Below are 16,165 nucleotides of genomic sequence, written 5' to 3' on the forward strand. Positions count from 1 at the left end.
CCGGATTCGCCGACAGGTCCGCGCTCGTGAGGGTCGCGGGTCGTTATTTGGCCCTCGGCGGCGGAGTCTGCGAGCACATGATTCGCGCATTCGTGTTGATCGACGTTGCGGCTGAAATGCCCGACTCGGTATGTCGAGCCGTCCGCGACAGCGACGACGTCCTCGAGGCCCACGTCGTCGCGGGGGACTTCGACGTGATCGCCGACCTCGAGGGCGACGATCCACACGACGTTCTCACGACGGTCACGTCGGACATCCGGCCGCTCGAGGGCGTCGGAACGACGCGAACGTACATCTGCCTCGACTGAATTCGGATCGTTTTTTCACGCGGCTGAAAAATTAGCTTCTATGGACGAACAACAGACCGTCGCCGCGTTCGTCGACGAGTACGACCTCGAGACGCCCCCCGAGTTCCGACTGCTCGACCTCGTCTCGGAGGTCGGCGAACTCGGGAAGGACGCGAACACGTCGACCGGCTACGGCGATCTGCCGGCCGAACTGACCCTCGAGTCGGACGAGATCGGCGACGTGCTCTTTGCACTGCTCGCGCTGGCCGACTCGCTCGAGGTCGACGCCGGCGAGGCACTCGAGGAGGCACTGGAGAAGTACGAGCGGCGACTGGACGACGGCGGGACGGCCGGTTCGGGCGAGTAGCACGGTTGTCGGGGTCACCCCCGGATCTCGTGGTCGAGATCCGCGACGGAGGTTCCACTTCGGACCGACCAGACCTCGAGCGGTGGCGCGTGCTGTGTCGCGGCGAGCGAGCAGCGAGCCGCGGGACAACGGCACGCGAGGGAGAGCGAGTGAGCGTGCGAACGAGTGAATCGGTTGGGGAGGGTGTGGAATCCCGAGGTGCCAGTGTCTCAGGAGACATCGTAAGTTGACGATACTCTGTCTCTCTTCGATAGATATCTCTCTTCGACAGATGTCTCTCTTCGACAGTGTAGAATCGAAACGTCGAATTCGAAACGTGCGTGTGAGTAGTTGCTGTTCCGCTTCTTGGAGCGAGTGTACCGACGACGAGACGACGAGACGACGAGTGCGCTGCAATTGCTGGACACGGTGATTTCCACGTCCTCCCCAGCCGATTCGTTCGGTCACTCCGCTCCCTCACTCATCCCTCGCGCAGTGTCAGTGGCGCACCCTCGCGAGACTCGAGTGCGCCACCAGCGCGCGCCACCGCAGGTCACGCAATCGAAGCGACGCGACGCCGTTCCAACACCGATCGAAAACGACGGTTACGGAACCACATCGGCCTCGACCGCGAGCACCGACGAGGCCGCCTCCCGGACCGCCTCGAGGTCGTCCGGCCGCGCGTAGACGCCCAGACGCCATATTTCGGCGGCACAGGCGTCCAATCCGGCGACCAGCGACGATCGTTCCTCGAGGCGCCGAAGTTCGCCGTCCACGACGATCCGAGCCCTGGATTCGGGCGAACTCGGTTCGGAGGGACTGTCGACGATGACCGCGGCGGGATCGACGCCGGCTACGTCGGCGATTTCGCGCTCGAGGTCGCGCGTGCGCTCGTACTCGAGGCCGGCGAATCGGTCGGGAACGTCGTCGCGTCGGGTCCAGACCGCCCGCTTATAGAGTCGGCGTTCGCGCAGACGGGTCGAAAACTCGGCCGTCGGCGCGTGGTCCTCGAGTGTGGCGAGCAGTTCGGCGTCGGTCAACCGGGCGAATCGCTCGGCATCGATCGCGCCGTCGGCGAGGAGTCGTTCGCTGGCGCGATCGAGCATCGCGCCCGCGATCCGCGAGACGTGGTGTCGGTAGACGGTCGCGTTCATCAATGTTCGGGCGATCAGCGCGCTCTCGGCGGTCGCGACGTCGTCCGCCTCGAGGGCGAGCGTGCCGTCGACGGTTTGCAGCGAGTACAGCAATCGCGCGTGGTCGATCGTGCCGTAGGGAACCCCCGTGTGGTGGGCGTCCCGGACGAGGTAATCGAGGCGGTCGACGTCGAGCGGGCCGGAGACGAGTTCGCCGAAGGGACCCCGGCCGTCGACGGTCGCCGCGACGGCTTCCGGGTCGAGACCCTGCTCCTCGAGGGCGTCTCCAAGATCGCTGTCGGTCAAGAACCACTCGATCTCGTCGTGGTGACGGCCGAGGTGGCGCTCGATGGCGGCTTCGGTCTGGTGGCCGAAGGGACCGTGGCCGACGTCGTGGACCAGCGCCGCGGCGCGCAGGCGCTCGGCGAGGTCAGCCTCGAGTTCCAGTCGGTCGACGGCGCGCGAGGCGAGGTGGTAGACGCCGAGGCTGTGTTCGAAACGGGTGTGGTTCGCGGAGGGATAGACGAGTTGAACCGTGCTCAGTTGGCGGATCGACCGCAGTCGTTGCATCGCTGCGGTGTCGAGGAGCGCCTCGGCAGTGGGACCGAGTTCGATGTAGTCGTGGACGCTGTCCTTGATCATCGTCATCTGCAGATGTGTAGACTCTCGAGGGGAACGCCTTAGACGCGATGGTTCGACGACAACTCGGTCGGAGCCGTCGCATTCGCCGGCGATCGGCGGTCACACGCGTACGCGCTCGGTTCGAGCGTGCGACCGCCACCGATCCGCCTACAGTACCAGTCGCTCGAGTTGTCGGTCCGCTACAGTACTAGTCGCTCGAGTTGGTCGTGGGTTTCCTCGATCGTCTCCGAGTTGTCGATCACGACGTGTGCTCGCTCGAGCGGATCGAACGACTCTCGGAGGAGCATGTGCTGTTCGAATTCGGCGTCGCTGATCGTCTCCGTCCGACTCTCGATGCGCTCTTTGACGACCTCGAGCGCGCAGGTTACGTGGACGAAGCGAATTTCGGCACCGACCTCCTCGGCAACCGTCGCCGCGCGTTCGCGCTTCTCAGCCGACTGGAACGTCGCGTCGAGGACGACGTGGTCGCCGGACTCGAGGGTGTTACGTCCGCGTGAGAGGAGTTCCTCGTACGTCGCGGCGCTCTCATCGGCGGTGTACGACGGGTCGGAGAACAGCTGTTTTCGAACCGCGTCACTGCGATATCGCGTCGCCGGGAATCGATCCGCCGTGTACGACGACGCCATCGACTTGCCGACGCCCGGGAGCCCGCAGTAGACGAGGAGCGTGGGGCGAGTCACGGGCGCTAGTGGGGGAAACGGATACTAAACCGGTCCGGTTCTCGAGTGCGTTCACCCCGACTCGAGCGACCGTGACAGAGATGTCGACGATCCGAAATCGATAGCAGGCTCGCGGATGTAACACACGATTCAACTGCAACTTGAATGGACAGAGACATATATTGACGGACGTTACGCAACTATCATTATTTTTATAGTGTCCGAATCCTCGTACTACGTATGCCGGAACACACGCGCGGTGGGAGTGGCACGCGACGAACGTTTTTGAAAACGACTGGTGCAATCTCGCTCGCCGGACTGGCGGGTTGTTTGAGCGAAACCGATCACGGTATTCGGTTCATCCTCAACCCGGCGGAAGAACAGACCGACATCGTCGAAGAGTACACGCCGATGAAGGAGTACCTCGAGGACGAAACCGGCGAGGAGATCGACTTAGAGCCGGCGGGAAGCTACGTCGAAACGCTCGAAGCGCTCGAGACCGAGCAGGGAGAGCTCGCCGACACCTCGCCGACGGGCGTCCCCGGCGGAGACGGGTTCGCGGACGTCATCGGGATGCGAACGGCGTTCGGCGGGAATCAGTACTTCTCGACGATCGTGACGCTTCCGGACAGCGACATCGAGGAACTCGCAGACCTCGAAGGCGAGCAGATCGCCGTCGGGGCCCAGCTCTCGGTGAGCGGAACGCTCGTGCCGGCGCTGATGCTCCAAGACGCTGGGCTCGATATCGGTGATTTCCCGAACACGCAGGACGCGCCTGATCTGGACATCAACGTCGCGGACGATCACGACACGGCTCGCCAACAGTTAGAAGACGACCCGGACGTCGTCGCGGCGACGACGGGTGCATTCGCATCCGCGCCACAGATTCCACAGGAGCAGTTCGACGAGTACGAGGAGTTCGTCGAACACTCGGCCGAGTACGAGGGTGCCGGCAGCGACATCGACGACGACGACAGTCCAGAACTGCGACTGCTCGACGTCTCGGAATCGCTGACTCGAGCCCCGATCATGGCTCGAAGCAACTGGGACGATCCAGCTCGCGACGAGATCGAACAGGCGCTGATCGACGCCGAAGAGGAGGACCTCATTCCGGAGGGAACCGACGAAGACCTCGAACTCTGGTTTACGGGTATCGACGAAGCCGACCGCGACGACTACGAGTACGTCGACGAGGTCTTCGACGACCTCGGCCTCGAGTTCGAGGACTTCGACGACGAGGACTAACCGGTTAGTACCGTCCGCGGATTTCGACGGCGATTAAACAGGCAGCCAGCAATACTAGATAGAGAGTACAAAATGGCCGGCATTCGTGTAGAGAACCTTACCAAAGAGTACGGGGACACGGTCGCACTCGATAACGTCTCGTTCGAAATCCACGAGGGAGAGTTCACCGTCGTTCTCGGAATCTCGGGATCGGGGAAATCAACCCTTCTCAGGTGTATTAACGGGCTTACGAAGCCTACGGAGGGACAGGTTGTTATCCAGGACGGACCAGTCGTCGCACCTCGAGAAGAGATCGCGATGGTGTTTCAACAACACAACATCATCGGCGGAATGAGCGCGTACTCGAACGCGCTGAGTGGCGCGCTGGGACGGAACGGACTGACGACGAGTCTCCTTCGAACTCACGACCGGGAGGACAAATTGCAAGCGCTCGACGCCCTCGAAACCGTCGGGCTGCTCGACGAAGCCGAACAGCGCGCCGGGCAGATGAGCGGCGGACAACAACAGCGCGTCGGAATCGCCCGCGCGCTCGTTCAGAACCCGGATATTATCCTGGCCGACGAGCCAGTTGCGAGCCTCGATCCGGGAAGCGCCCAGGACGTGATGCGGTATCTCCTCGAGGCGGCCGACGAGCGAGGGTTGACGGCGATGATCAGCCTCCACCAGGTCAACCTCGCCCGCCAGTTCGGACAGCGGTTTATCGGCCTCGCTGACGGGCAACTCGTCTTCGACGGCTATCGCGACGACCTCACGTTCGACGTGATCGACGACATCTACGGCGGTATCGATATGGAACAGTTTCTCTCCGGAGACGACACCGAGACCACGACCGAGGCGGTACGATGAGTACGGATTCCACGCTCGAGCGACGCCTCGAGAAGATCAAACTGACGCGCCGGATTCGGTGGGTTACGTACGCGTTTCTGGCGGTCGCCTTCGCCGCCGCGTTCTACGGCTCGCTGCTGTTGGTCAACTTCTCGGTCGGTGACCTCGTCAACCAGATGCCGACGTTCATCGATCGGGTCCAGCAGTATAACCCGAACTGGGAGTTCATCAGTGAGGCAAACCTCTTCCGCGAGTCGGGCATTACGCTCGCAATCGGCTTCGCCGGAACGGTCATGGGTATACCGTTCGCGTTGCTACTCGGCGTCCTCGGAAGCGGACGGGTCATGCCGTTCCCGTTTAACTTCCTGTTCAGGACGATCATGGGCATTTCACGGGCGATTCCGGCCCTGATCTGGTTCCTGATCTTCGTCCCGCTTGCCGGGCTGACAGCCGTGACGGCGACGATTGCCATCGCGGTGAGCACGGTCGGCAATCTCGGCCGACTGTTCACGGACGAACTCGAGGAGGTCAAAACGGGGCCGATCGAAGCGATGGAAACGACGGGGGCCTCCCAGTCACAGACCGTCGTATTCGGAATGCTCAGTCAGGTCAAGACGTCGTTCATCGCGTGGACGCTGTACATCTTCGAGGTGAACGTCCGGCAGGCCGTCACGCTCGGACTGCTCGGCGGTGGCGGTATCGGATACATCATCCAGGCTCGACAGGGAATGCGGGCCTACGGGGACATGATGGCCGGTATCGTCGTCGTCCTCGTCCTGATCGTCCTCGTCGAGATGGCCAGCCAGCAGCTTCGATCCTACCTCCGGGACGACGAAGAGGCAGACGGACTGGTCGAACTCGTCCTCGGACTTCCACAGCGAATGGCCGAATCGGTGCTCAAGTAACGACGCGATTTTCTTCTCCGTTTTCCGCCGAGCCAGCTACTCCGTTCGACTCGAGTGCACAGCAAACCCGAGTGCTCGAGCGCGCTGGACGAACAACGCTGCGACGTCTTCTCCCCGCTCGAGGACGGGAGGTTCGCACTCGAGGGTCGGACGCTCGTGGTCGCCGTTCGGGAGGTACCGTGCGAGTTCGTCCCGACCGACGGCGCTGTCGGCCGCGTCGACCAGTCGTTCGTCGGCGCTCGAGAGGTCGATTTCGAACGCCTCGCGGACGACCTCGGCGAGGTTGGCTTCGGCGCGGGTGTAACCCGGAAGACTTCGCTTGACCGGCGCGGGGACGTCCGCCAGGTACGCCTCGGTGGCGTCGTGGAGGAGCCCCCACCGGATCGCGTCCCGACTGCCCCCGCGCGCTTCGACCTCGTGGCTCACGTGAACCGAGTGACGAGCGACGCTGTAGAACTCCGTCCCCTGACCCGCAAATCGGGTGAGATGGGAGAGTGCGTGAGCGATGTCGTCGAGCGAAAGAGCGTCGGGATCGGCCTCGAGCGGCGTGATCCGTCCGCCGGTTCGCGTGTCGATCGTCCCGTGGCCGCCGTTCGCCTCGGCGAGGAGCGCCTGCAGTTCGCCCACGACGGCTTCGACTCGAGTCCGAAGAGCCGATCCGCCCTCGTGACTCGTTCGCTGCGTCCGTCTGAGCGTGGCGAGTTCGTCCTCGAGTTGCTCGAGTCGTCGCTCGAGGGAGCCGTTCTCGTCGCCGCCGAGACCATTCATGGGCTGACGTTCAGGGTAGATTGACAAAAGCGATCCGTTGAACGGCGGCTGCAGTACGCAAGGAAAACACACACCCGACTCGGCATCGTGTTCTCCTCATCACCGTGTTCGACGGACGCGAGGCGCTCCGATCCCCACCGAGTGCACACCGACGAGCGGTCGTTCTCGGCGTCTGCTCGACAGAACTGGCGTCGTTGGCTGGCTGTCTCGAGGAAACCGATCCCGGATCACCCGCATCGGGCGACGACGGCGACGACGCTGCGCGCGAGACGTCGTCCGACGAGGTGGAGACGATCGACGCGCCGGGGAGCACGGCGGGAACGGTCGCCGTCCCAGCACCCGAACGGATCCAACTCGTCAACTTCACGCGACGACTGTGTCCGACCAGCGAGGGGCTGCTGGCGGAGATCGACGACGCTCGCGCGGAACTCGCCGAATCCGAGTCGATCGAGGCTGACGAAACCGTCGACACGCTCTCCGTCATCGACGGCGACAGCGACGAACGACCCACGGAGGACGAACTAGCCGAGTGGTGGGACGACCACGACGGCGACTGGCCGATCGGGTTCGACGACGACGGCTCGCTCTCCGAGGCCCTCGAGATAGCCGTGCGCCCGACGACGGTCGTCCTCGACGACACCGGGACGGTTCACTGGCGAACCGAAGGCGACACGAGCGCAAGCAACATCGCCAGCGCGGTCGAATCGGCGCTCGAGGACGGTGACGGTGACGTCGATGCCGACGATGACGGTGATGTCGATGCCGACGATGACGGTGACATCGATACCGACGACACTGATAGCGACGACGAAACGTAACCACCGGGCAACCCGGCATCGCGTCGCTCGCCCTCGAGTTTAAATACGAACGGGCGGCCAACCGTGGCATGATCGACGACGCGATTCGCGTGCTCGCGGGTGACTGTACGGTCATCGCCGAGGACGCAGACCGCGAGGAGTACCGCGGGCGTGTGACGACCATCGTCAAACCCGATAACACCGTCTTAGTCCACGACAGCGACGGCTACCAGCCCGTCGCGTGGCTCACTCGAGCCGACAGCGTCTCGAGCGACCGCGCGGGCGACTTCACGCTCGTCGCGAAAAAAGACACGCAGACGCTGCGAATTGCCGCCCACGAGCAGGACGGCTTCGCGCACTATCCGGTCTCTCGAGCGGGAACGCCGATCGGGCACTGTCCGGCGTGTGAAGGTGCACTCGTGCGCTCGAACGGCGTCAACTGTGTCAGTTGCGAAACCCGCTATGCCATCCCCTCGGATGCGACGATCCGCGACGAGCACAGCGACTGTGCGTGTGGCTTGCCACGGATGCGCGTCGAGCGCGGCCTCGCGTTCGACATCTGTCTGGACCGTGGCTGTGAGTCCCTCGACGAGGCCGTTTCGACGGCCTTCGACCGCGAGTGGGAGTGCCCGGTAGACGACTGCGACGGCGACCTTCGGATCCTCCGTCGCGGCGGCCTCATCGCCGGCTGTGAGCACTACCCCGACTGCGACACCGGCTTCGTCGTTCCCACCGGCGTCGTCGACGGTGAGTGTGGCTGTGGGCTCCCGACGTTCGAAACCCGGAGCGGAACGCGTTGTCTCGACGCGACCTGCGAGCAGGTCCGAAAACGGACGCTCGAGGCCGAGTACACGGCTGGTAACTAACGAGCGGGTGAGCGCCGAGCAACACGGCTACCGATCGAGTGAGCGGCGGGCAGCACGAACTCGAGGCGTACCCGGCGAGAATCGATCCGCACGCACTTAATCCCGCACGCCAAAAGCCGGGTATGGGACTCGAGGGGCGATTCGACGAGGACGCTGGCGTGATCCGCGTCGGCGGCGACGCACGCCAGCGCTATCACGATTCGCGGGGGTACGGCTATCCGCTCGAGGGCAACGAGATCGCACTCGCACCCGTCGAGGCGGCACACCTGCTCTATCGCGGGGATCTCGACGCTGTCGTCGACGCCTCGAGCGGGGAGCGACTGGACTTTCGCTCGTTCGCGGCCCGCGAGCCGGGCGAGCGCTTCGGCGTTCGGTTTCTCGTCTACGCAGACCTCCGATCTCGGGGCTTCTACCTCTCGCCGGCCGCGGAGCCGTGGATCGACGTGCCGCCGGAGGGACCGACGGATTTCGCCGTCTTTCCCCGCGGCAAGGGGCCAGGGGACGGCGAAATCGAGCACGCCCTCCGCGTGATCAGCGAGCGAACCGACGTTCCGGCGGCCGGCCTTCAGGACTGCGTGCTCGCCGTGGTCGACGAGGAGAGCGAAATCACGTACTTCGACGTCTCGCAGCGAGATCCGACGGGATCGTCGAATCCGGACGCGTCGCTTCCCGATCGCTGCGAGGCCGACCTGTTGACCGACCGGGTCATCGTCTGGGAACCCCCACGCGACCTCTACGAAGCCACGTTCTACGGCCAGCCACTCGAGGGGCGAGAGTACGAGGAGCCGACGCTGCAGTGTTCGTTGCTCGAGGCGACCTATCTCGCCGAACGCGACGCGATCGACCTCGAGGTGGAGACCCTGCGAGCGCGCGGCGAAGCCGTAGAGGGCGAACGATTCGGGCGTCGGCTGACGGTGTACACCGAACTGCGCGAGCGAGAAATCGTCCCCAAGACGGGCTACAAGTTCGGCGCGGACTTTCGAACGTACGCCGACGTGGAGTCGGTCGAGAACCTCGGCCACTCCGAACTCTTGATTCGGGTTCACCCAGCCGATCACGTCTTCGAGCCGCGAGATCTCGCACTCGACGTTCGCCTCGCCCACGGCGTCCGCAAGACGATGGTGTTCGCGCTGGTCGACGGCGGCGAGATCGAGTGGTGGTCGCTCGAGCGACTGACGCCCTGAAGCGACTCGAGACTCCAGGATCGGGTTCCACGCGAGCGCAACCGTAAAAACCCCGACGGACGAGCATGGGAGCATGCAACTCGAGGTGATCGGCGTCGGCGGCGCGGGCTGTCGGCTCGCCGACGCGATCCGTGCGGCGGAGCCGGCGAACCACGCTTTTCTCACCGACGTCTACGCGTTCGATACCGACGAGGCGGCGTTAGGACGGACGGTGATTCCCGAATCGAACCGCCATCGCTACGGCGAGGGGGACCCAGCCCAGGGAGCAACTGACGGTGGGGACGGCGACGGCTCGAGCCCGATCGAACGCGGCTTCGAACGCGGACAGGAACGCGCCGACGAACTGCTCGAGGTGCTCGGACGCGGCGAGCCGTCGGCAGCCGACGCGTTTCTCGTCACGGTCGGCCTCGGGGGGACGACCGGCGGGGGAACGGTACCGGCGCTCGTCGCGACGCTCCAGCGGACCTCCGAGCAGCCAGTGTACGTGCTTGCGACGCTGCCGGCCGACCGGGAGTTCGACGCGTCAGCGGGCGAGACCGACGGACTCGCCGGTCACGCGAGAACGGCCACCGCCACTTCAGACACCGAACCACCGCGTCCGGAGGCAGCGACGAACGCCCTCGCCACGCTCGAGCGACTCGAGGGGGTCGCGAGCGCAATCGTGCTGTTCGACAACGAGGCGTGGCTTCGCCCGGGGGAAACGCTAAGCGACGCCCGAGATCGATCCAACCGGGAGGTTGCAACGCAGGTTGCGGCCGTGTTCTCGGGGAGTGCTGGCGAGTCGGGCGAGACGACCGCCCAGACCGTGATCGACGCGAGCGACGTCGAACGGATCGTGGGGAGCGAGTCCGCGTTCGTCACGCTCGGCTACGCCGAGCAGGCCGTCGAGACGACGAGTTCGCGCTTCGGGCTCGGCCTCCTCACGACGGAGCGCGACGTCGACACCGCCGAGGCCGTCAGCGCCGTCGAAACCGTGGTCAGGAAGGCGATTCGCGGCAAACGCAGCCTCGAGTGCGACCCCGAGGCTGCCGACCGCGGGCTGTTGATCGTCGGCGGCCCGCCGGCGTGGCTCAACCGGAAGGCGATCGCCGACGGTCGACGGACGCTCCAGACGGCGATCGACGGCTCCGGAATTCTCGGCGGCGACGCGCCGCGCCCCGACGGTGAGACGGTGTTCGCGGGCGTCGTCCTCGCCGGTATCGGGCCGGTGGAGCGACTCGAGGAGTTGCGCGAGACGGCGGGTACGAGATAACGTTCGCTGTCGCTCGCGCTCTACTCGGAGTCGGACAGCGCATCGCCGTCGGCGGTCGTAATTCTCGGTTCGGCACCGATCTGTGGCGCGTCCCCGTCCTCGAGCACGAGCATCGTCGCGGTTCCGACGGACGGCGCGTCCACGACATCGTGCCCGCGGTCCTCGAGGTCATCGAGCACGTCCGAGGGGTACGACGATTCGATCTCGAGCGTGTTCTCGGCGTCGTAGGGGACGTCGGTCGCCGGAAACGCGGTGCTGACGAATCGAGGGTGGGAGATGGCGTCCTGTGCGTCGAGTCCGAACTCGACGACGTTGAGAAACTGTTGGGTCTGGCCCTGGGGTTGGGTATCCACGCCGGTGTTTCCGCCCAGAATGTAGGGGTCGCCGTCGCGGAGGGCCAGGTAGGGATTCGACGTGTGCCGGACCTTGTAGCCGGGGGTGACCTGATTCGGATTCTCGTCCTCGAGCGCGAGCATCCGCATTCGGTTGTTGATGTGGATCCCGGTCTCGCCGACGACCAGAAACTGCGCGCCCAGGCTGGTCGTCACGGCTGCCGCGTTGCCCTCCTCGTCGACGACGTGGAACGTGGTGGTGTGGTCGGCGTCGCCGACGGAGGCGGTGGAGCTTGAAGCGGAGGCGTTCGTGTCCTCGAGTTCTGAGTCGATCGGCCACTCCATGGCCTCGTCCGTGTCGATTCGGTCGCCCTGGTCCGCCGCGTACTCCTCGTCGAGCAGTTCGTCGACCGGCACGTCGACTCGCTCGGGGTCGCCGACGTGGTGGTAGCGGTCGGCGAACGCGAGTTTGATCGCCTCGGCTTGCAGGTGTACCGCGTCCGCGTCGTCGGGCTCGAGGTCGGAGAGGTCGTACTCCCGCAAGATCGCCAACGCCAGGAGCTGCGTGATTCCCTGACTGTTCGGGGGATTCTGATAGACGTCGATCTCCTCGTCGTACTCGATCGAGATCGGGTCGACGAGTTCGGCCTCGAACGTCTCGAAATCCTCGTCCGTGAGGTACCCGTCGTGTTCCTCGGAGAACGCGACGATCTCCTCGGCGATCGGCCCGCGGTAGAAGTAGTCTCTCGCGGCCTGTACCGCCTCGGATCGACCCTCGTCGCGTTCGTCGTCGTACGCGTCGACGAGCGACTCGAACGTCTCCGCCATCGCCTCCTGGGAGACCGTCTCGTCCTCCGCGAGGAGGTCGCCATCCGGCATGTAAATCTCCGCCGCGTTGGGTCGATCCTCGATTGGGCCTGATTCGTCCTCGAGCCAGTTGGCCATCTCCTCGCTGACCGGGTAGCCCTCTCGAGCGAGCGTTGTCGCCGGCGAGAGCACCTCCTCGAGATCGAGCGCGCCGTACTCCTCGAGCCACAGCATCCAGCCGTCCCAGGCGCCGGGGACGACTGCCTGGTGCATGCCGTCTTCTTCGGCGCGCTCCTCGAAGTCTTCGACCGTCGCATCGGAGCCGACGGGACCGACGCCGTCCACGCTAGTCACCTCCTCGTCGTCGGCGTCGTAGTAGAGCGCCCAGGTGCCCCCGCCCAGCGCGGAGGAAAACCAGGGCTCGACGACGCTCAAGGCACAGGCGACGGCGATGGCGGCGTCGGCGGCCGTTCCGCCCTCCTCGAGGACCTCGAGGCCGGCCTCGGTCGCGAGGTGGTGCTGGGAGACGATCGTTCCGGAGCCAGATTCCACGTGCTCCTCGGAGTCCGTCCCCGGAACGTTGGTACAGCCGGCGATGGTCGCCGCGCCGATCCCGCCGCTGCTCGCGAGAAATGCGCGGCGAGAGCGATTGGTTCCCATAGGGGGTGGACGGCGCGAACGGGGTAAAATGGCGTGGGGTGTTTCGACGCGTAGTGTGACATTACGACTGCACGCGCCGTCGAACGTGAGTCGAGCGAGTCGAGGAGCCGCGTCGGAACTGGCTCCGTATATCGTTCACTCCGCCGAAGACGCAAACGCCTCGAGAAAGCTGTTTCCGAGGACGACCTCCGTTCCGGCGAGGCCGACCGAACAGAACACCGTGAGGTCGTCGGCGCTCGAGCGCCCGCGGTCGGGGTCCGCGAGTACGTCGGCGAGTTCGACGAGTTCGTCGTCGGTCTCGCGTCCGACGATCGTCGGTCGGTCGGCGGCCTCGAGTTGTGGTATCGAGTCCGTCGTGATCGCGTCGGCGCGCTCGAGCACCTCGAGTGGCAGTTCGTGTGCGGTTTCGAACTTCGGGCCGATGGTCGTGACGTGCGTGCCCGACTGGAGCCACTCTGGGTCGAAGACGGGGTCCGTGCTGTTCGTCGCACAGACGAGGGCGTCGGCCGATCGAACGACCGGTTCGGGGTCCTCGAGTGCACGGACGGAGGGGGCGACGTCGTCGTCGGCCGTCTCCGCGAATTCGCGTCGACTGTCCGGCGTCGGGCTGTAGACGAGGACCTCCTCAAAGTCGCGGACCGCACAGGCCGCGCCGACCTGCGCTCGAGCCTGAAAGCCGCTTCCCAGCACGCCCAACGTGGCGCTTTCCGCGGGTGCGAGTGCGTCGATCGCGACGCCACCGATCCCGCCGGTTCGCAGGCCGCCGACGGCGTGGCCGAGGAAGAGCCCCCTGAACGCGCCGGTCGTCGCGTCGAAGACGGCCACGAGTTCCGTGTGGTCCGCGCCAGTCTCGGGATGGGTCTCGTAGACTCGGAAGCCGGCCGCGTTCGTCGAACCGGTCGCCGCACCCGCGGTGAACACCAGATCACCCTCGCCGGCGGCGACACGCCAGCGCGGCGGGGCCTCGAGCGTTCCCGCGGCGCGCTCGGCGAAGGCGTCTCGCACGGCGTCGACGACCAGCTCGTAGTCGTACTGTGAATAGACGTCGCCGTCAGTGAGGATCGGAACGGTGGACATACGGAACCAGTCGGTCGCGGCGACTATAACAGTTAGAGCGACGCTTGCTGGAGAGTGGCCGGCTACGGCTCGCCCGGAATCGCCGCCCCCTCGTGCTCGAGAAGCCGTCGTTTCAGGTCCAGACCGCCGGCGTAGCCCGTAAGCGAATCGACGCCGACGATACGGTGACAGGGGACGATGACGGGGATCGGATTCCGTCCGCAGGCCTGCCCGACCGCGATTGACGCGCTCTCGAGGGCCGTCGCGACCTCGCCGTAGGTTCGCGTCTCGCCCGCCGGAATGTCTACCATCGCTCGCATGACCCTGCCCGTGAACCCCTCGAGATAGTCGACCTCGAGGTCGAACTCGGTGCGCTCGCCTGACTCGTACTCGCGGATCTGCTCGCGAACCGTCGCCGGGTCGGCGTCGATCCGCGACGCGTCGATGTCGCGCGTCGTGTCGAATAGCTGGATCTCCATGAGTGGGTATCGATATGGACGTGCGAGGTAATGGATCACACGGATAGTGTCGAGGCGCACGACGGCGAAGCCGAAGGCTTTTGCGCGCCCGAACGCGAAGAAAACCAGTAATGACCGGAGACGAGCCACTCGAGGGAGCCGAGTCAGGGGAACCGACGACCGATGGAGGTGAACGCTCCGTGCCAGCGCAGTCAGCGCTTCGTGCCGACGGCGGCGCTGCCGGAGCCGACGACGTTGCCCTCGATCCGTGGGGTTCCTCGAGCGTCTCCGACTATCGGAACCTCTTCGAGGAGTTCGGCATCGAGGAGTTCGACGAGGTACTCGGGGAGGTACCCCATCCACATTACCTGATGCGCCGAGGCGTCATCTTCGGCCACCGGGAGTACGGGCCGGTCGCGGAGGCCCTCCGGAACGACGAGCCCGCAGCCGTTCTCTCTGGCTTTATGCCCACGGGCGACCCCCACATCGGCCACAAGCTCGTCTTCGACGAGATCATCTGGCACCAACAGCAGGGAGCCGACGCCTACGGGTTGATCGCCGATCTCGAGGCCAATGCCGCCCGCGGCATGAGCTGGGAGGAGATCGACGAGCACGGTCGCGACTACCTGCTCTCCCTGCTCGCACTCGGTTTCGACCCCGAGGAAGGCACGCTCTACCGCCAATCCGAGAACCGCGAACTGCAGGATCTGGCGTTCGAACTCGGTGCCGAGGCCAACTTCTCGGAGTTCCAGGCGATCTACGGCTTCGACGGCGAGACCGACGTCTCGCACATGCAATCGGTCGTCACCCAGATGGCCGACATCCTCTATCCCCAACTCGAGGAGCCAAAGCCGACCGTCATCCCCGTCGGCCCGGATCAGGACCCCCACGTTCGACTCGCTCGAGACCTCGCCGAGCGGATGCGCTTTTTCAAGGTCTCGAAGGCCTACGCCAGCTTCGAACTCGAGCCTGCAGAGCGCGACCTCGTCGCCGGCTTCTACGAACGACTCAATCCGGCCGACTGGAACGACGACGACCTTCGGTGCGTCCACGTCGCGGAGGCGCTCGAGGAGACGCCGCTTTCGGACCTCGACGTCTCTGCCGACACGCTCGCGTCGGTTCTGACGAAACTCGAGGAAGCCGGAATGGAACCGGTTCGTCCCCGCACTCGATTCTTCGACCGGCGGGCGACCGAGGACGCCTTCGACGCCCTCATCGACGCCATCGAGGGCGAGAAACGGGTCTACGAGAGCCACATCGACGCCTTCGAGATCGAACTCGAGGAGGCGGCCGAACTCGCTCGCAAGGTCGAAGTCGACAACGGCGGCTACGGCTTCCAGCCACCCTCGTCGATCTACCACCGGTTTATGACCGGCCTGACGGGCGGCAAGATGTCCTCCTCGATTCCGGCGAGTCACATCTCGCTGCTCGACGACCCCGAAGACGGCTACGATAAGGTGAAATCGGCGACGACCGGCGGCCGCGAGACGGCCGAAGAACAACGCGAGAAGGGCGGGAAGGCCGACGAGTGTCCCGTCTACGAACTCTACGCGTACCTGCTCGCCGGCGACGACGACGAGTTCGCCAAGCGCGTCTACGACGAGTGCGTCGGCGGCGAGCGTCTCTGTGGCGACTGCAAGGAACAGGCAGCCCAACTTATCAAGGAATTCCTCGCAGAACACCAGGAAAAGCGCGCCGAGGTCGAGGAGTTGCTCGAGCGAGCGGACATCGAACTCGAGTCTCCGCGTCGTCGCTCGTAACGGATTTTGCGGCGAGTGGCTCCCCGTTCGTTCGATCCTCGGGATGGCTGCAATCGTGAAATCTCGAGCGACACAAGATTTTTCGAGTGGTAACTCGATGCGAGACGTATGGCACTCGAATCCCCCGTCCGTGTCAGGCGAGACGCCAGACGACTGCGCGACAGACGGGGATTCGGTTTCTTC

General features: G+C 65.0%; 16 protein-coding genes. 10 read left to right on the forward strand and 6 right to left on the reverse strand.

Annotation, left to right across the window (positions count from 1 at the left end):
* Window positions 1–77 precede the first annotated feature (77 nt).
* The gene (locus BB347_RS13120; protein ID WP_076582990.1) at window positions 78–308 is read left to right on the forward strand and encodes an Lrp/AsnC family transcriptional regulator; all 231 of its coding nucleotides are present in this window, start codon (window positions 78–80) and stop codon (window positions 306–308) included.
* A gap of 40 nt (window positions 309–348) precedes the next feature.
* A complete protein-coding gene (locus BB347_RS13125; protein ID WP_076582992.1) occupies window positions 349–654 on the forward strand; it encodes a MazG nucleotide pyrophosphohydrolase domain-containing protein in 306 nt (101 codons plus the stop codon).
* 584 nt (window positions 655–1,238) lie between these two features.
* Here the strand turns inward: BB347_RS13125 and BB347_RS13130 are convergent.
* On the reverse strand, window positions 1,239–2,414 hold the full coding sequence (locus BB347_RS13130; protein ID WP_076582993.1) for an HD domain-containing protein: 1,176 nt from the start codon (window positions 2,412–2,414) through the stop codon (window positions 1,239–1,241).
* Between the two features lie 173 nt (window positions 2,415–2,587).
* Window positions 2,588–3,088 (reverse strand): AAA family ATPase, encoded by a 501-nt coding sequence (locus BB347_RS13135; RefSeq protein ID WP_076582995.1) that lies wholly within the window; start codon window positions 3,086–3,088, stop codon window positions 2,588–2,590.
* A 219-nt stretch (window positions 3,089–3,307) separates the two neighbouring features.
* Between BB347_RS13135 and BB347_RS13140 the strand changes: the two genes are divergently transcribed.
* The 3 genes from BB347_RS13140 (at window position 3,308) to phnE (ending at window position 6,042) form a co-directional block, all read left to right on the forward strand.
* Window positions 3,308–4,312 carry a PhnD/SsuA/transferrin family substrate-binding protein gene (locus BB347_RS13140; protein WP_076582997.1) on the forward strand — a complete coding sequence of 335 codons (1,005 nt, stop codon included), beginning with the start codon at window positions 3,308–3,310 and terminating at the stop codon, window positions 4,310–4,312.
* 72 nt (window positions 4,313–4,384) lie between these two features.
* A complete protein-coding gene (phnC, locus tag BB347_RS13145; protein ID WP_076582998.1) occupies window positions 4,385–5,158 on the forward strand; it encodes a phosphonate ABC transporter ATP-binding protein in 774 nt (257 codons plus the stop codon).
* Window positions 5,155–6,042, forward strand: coding sequence for a phosphonate ABC transporter, permease protein PhnE (gene phnE / locus BB347_RS13150; protein ID WP_076583000.1), 888 nt, complete (start codon window positions 5,155–5,157; stop codon window positions 6,040–6,042). The genes phnC and phnE overlap by 4 nt, the downstream gene beginning before the upstream one ends.
* Before the next feature lie 36 nt (window positions 6,043–6,078).
* Here the strand turns inward: phnE and BB347_RS13155 are convergent, their stop codons facing one another.
* Complete coding sequence (locus tag BB347_RS13155) at window positions 6,079–6,810, reverse strand: hypothetical protein (protein ID WP_076583001.1); 732 nt, start codon at window positions 6,808–6,810, stop codon at window positions 6,079–6,081.
* 104 nt (window positions 6,811–6,914) lie between these two features.
* Between BB347_RS13155 and BB347_RS13160 the strand changes: the two genes are divergently transcribed.
* The 4 genes from BB347_RS13160 to BB347_RS13175 all read left to right on the forward strand — a co-directional run bounded on the left by BB347_RS13160 (window position 6,915) and on the right by BB347_RS13175 (window position 10,909).
* The gene (locus BB347_RS13160; RefSeq protein WP_157524997.1) at window positions 6,915–7,628 is read left to right on the forward strand and encodes a TlpA family protein disulfide reductase; all 714 of its coding nucleotides are present in this window, start codon (window positions 6,915–6,917) and stop codon (window positions 7,626–7,628) included.
* A 68-nt stretch (window positions 7,629–7,696) separates the two neighbouring features.
* The gene (locus BB347_RS13165; protein ID WP_076583003.1) at window positions 7,697–8,473 is read left to right on the forward strand and encodes a DUF91 domain-containing protein; all 777 of its coding nucleotides are present in this window, start codon (window positions 7,697–7,699) and stop codon (window positions 8,471–8,473) included.
* A 122-nt stretch (window positions 8,474–8,595) separates the two neighbouring features.
* The gene (gene endA, locus BB347_RS13170) at window positions 8,596–9,657 is read left to right on the forward strand and encodes a tRNA-intron lyase (protein ID WP_076583331.1); all 1,062 of its coding nucleotides are present in this window, start codon (window positions 8,596–8,598) and stop codon (window positions 9,655–9,657) included.
* 73 nt (window positions 9,658–9,730) lie between these two features.
* Window positions 9,731–10,909, forward strand: coding sequence for an FtsZ/tubulin family protein (locus BB347_RS13175; protein ID WP_076583005.1), 1,179 nt, complete (start codon window positions 9,731–9,733; stop codon window positions 10,907–10,909).
* 20 nt (window positions 10,910–10,929) lie between these two features.
* Here the strand turns inward: BB347_RS13175 and BB347_RS13180 are convergent, their stop codons facing one another.
* The 3 genes from BB347_RS13180 to BB347_RS13190 form a co-directional block, all read right to left on the reverse strand.
* Complete coding sequence (locus BB347_RS13180) at window positions 10,930–12,708, reverse strand: gamma-glutamyltransferase family protein (protein ID WP_076583007.1); 1,779 nt, start codon at window positions 12,706–12,708, stop codon at window positions 10,930–10,932.
* A gap of 135 nt (window positions 12,709–12,843) precedes the next feature.
* Window positions 12,844–13,785, reverse strand: coding sequence for an ornithine cyclodeaminase family protein (locus tag BB347_RS13185; RefSeq protein WP_076583008.1), 942 nt, complete (start codon window positions 13,783–13,785; stop codon window positions 12,844–12,846).
* Window positions 13,786–13,847: 62 nt separating this feature from the next.
* A complete protein-coding gene (locus tag BB347_RS13190) occupies window positions 13,848–14,243 on the reverse strand; it encodes a methylated-DNA--[protein]-cysteine S-methyltransferase (RefSeq protein WP_076583010.1) in 396 nt (131 codons plus the stop codon).
* Window positions 14,244–14,353: 110 nt separating this feature from the next.
* On the opposite strand from BB347_RS13190, the gene BB347_RS13195 reads away from it, so the two are divergent.
* On the forward strand, window positions 14,354–15,982 hold the full coding sequence (locus BB347_RS13195) for a tryptophan--tRNA ligase (protein ID WP_076583012.1): 1,629 nt from the start codon (window positions 14,354–14,356) through the stop codon (window positions 15,980–15,982).
* Window positions 15,983–16,165 lie beyond the last annotated feature (183 nt).

Origin of the sequence: Natronorubrum daqingense (assembly GCF_001971705.1) — an archaeon.
Lineage (GTDB): Archaea > Halobacteriota > Halobacteria > Halobacteriales > Natrialbaceae > Natronorubrum > Natronorubrum daqingense.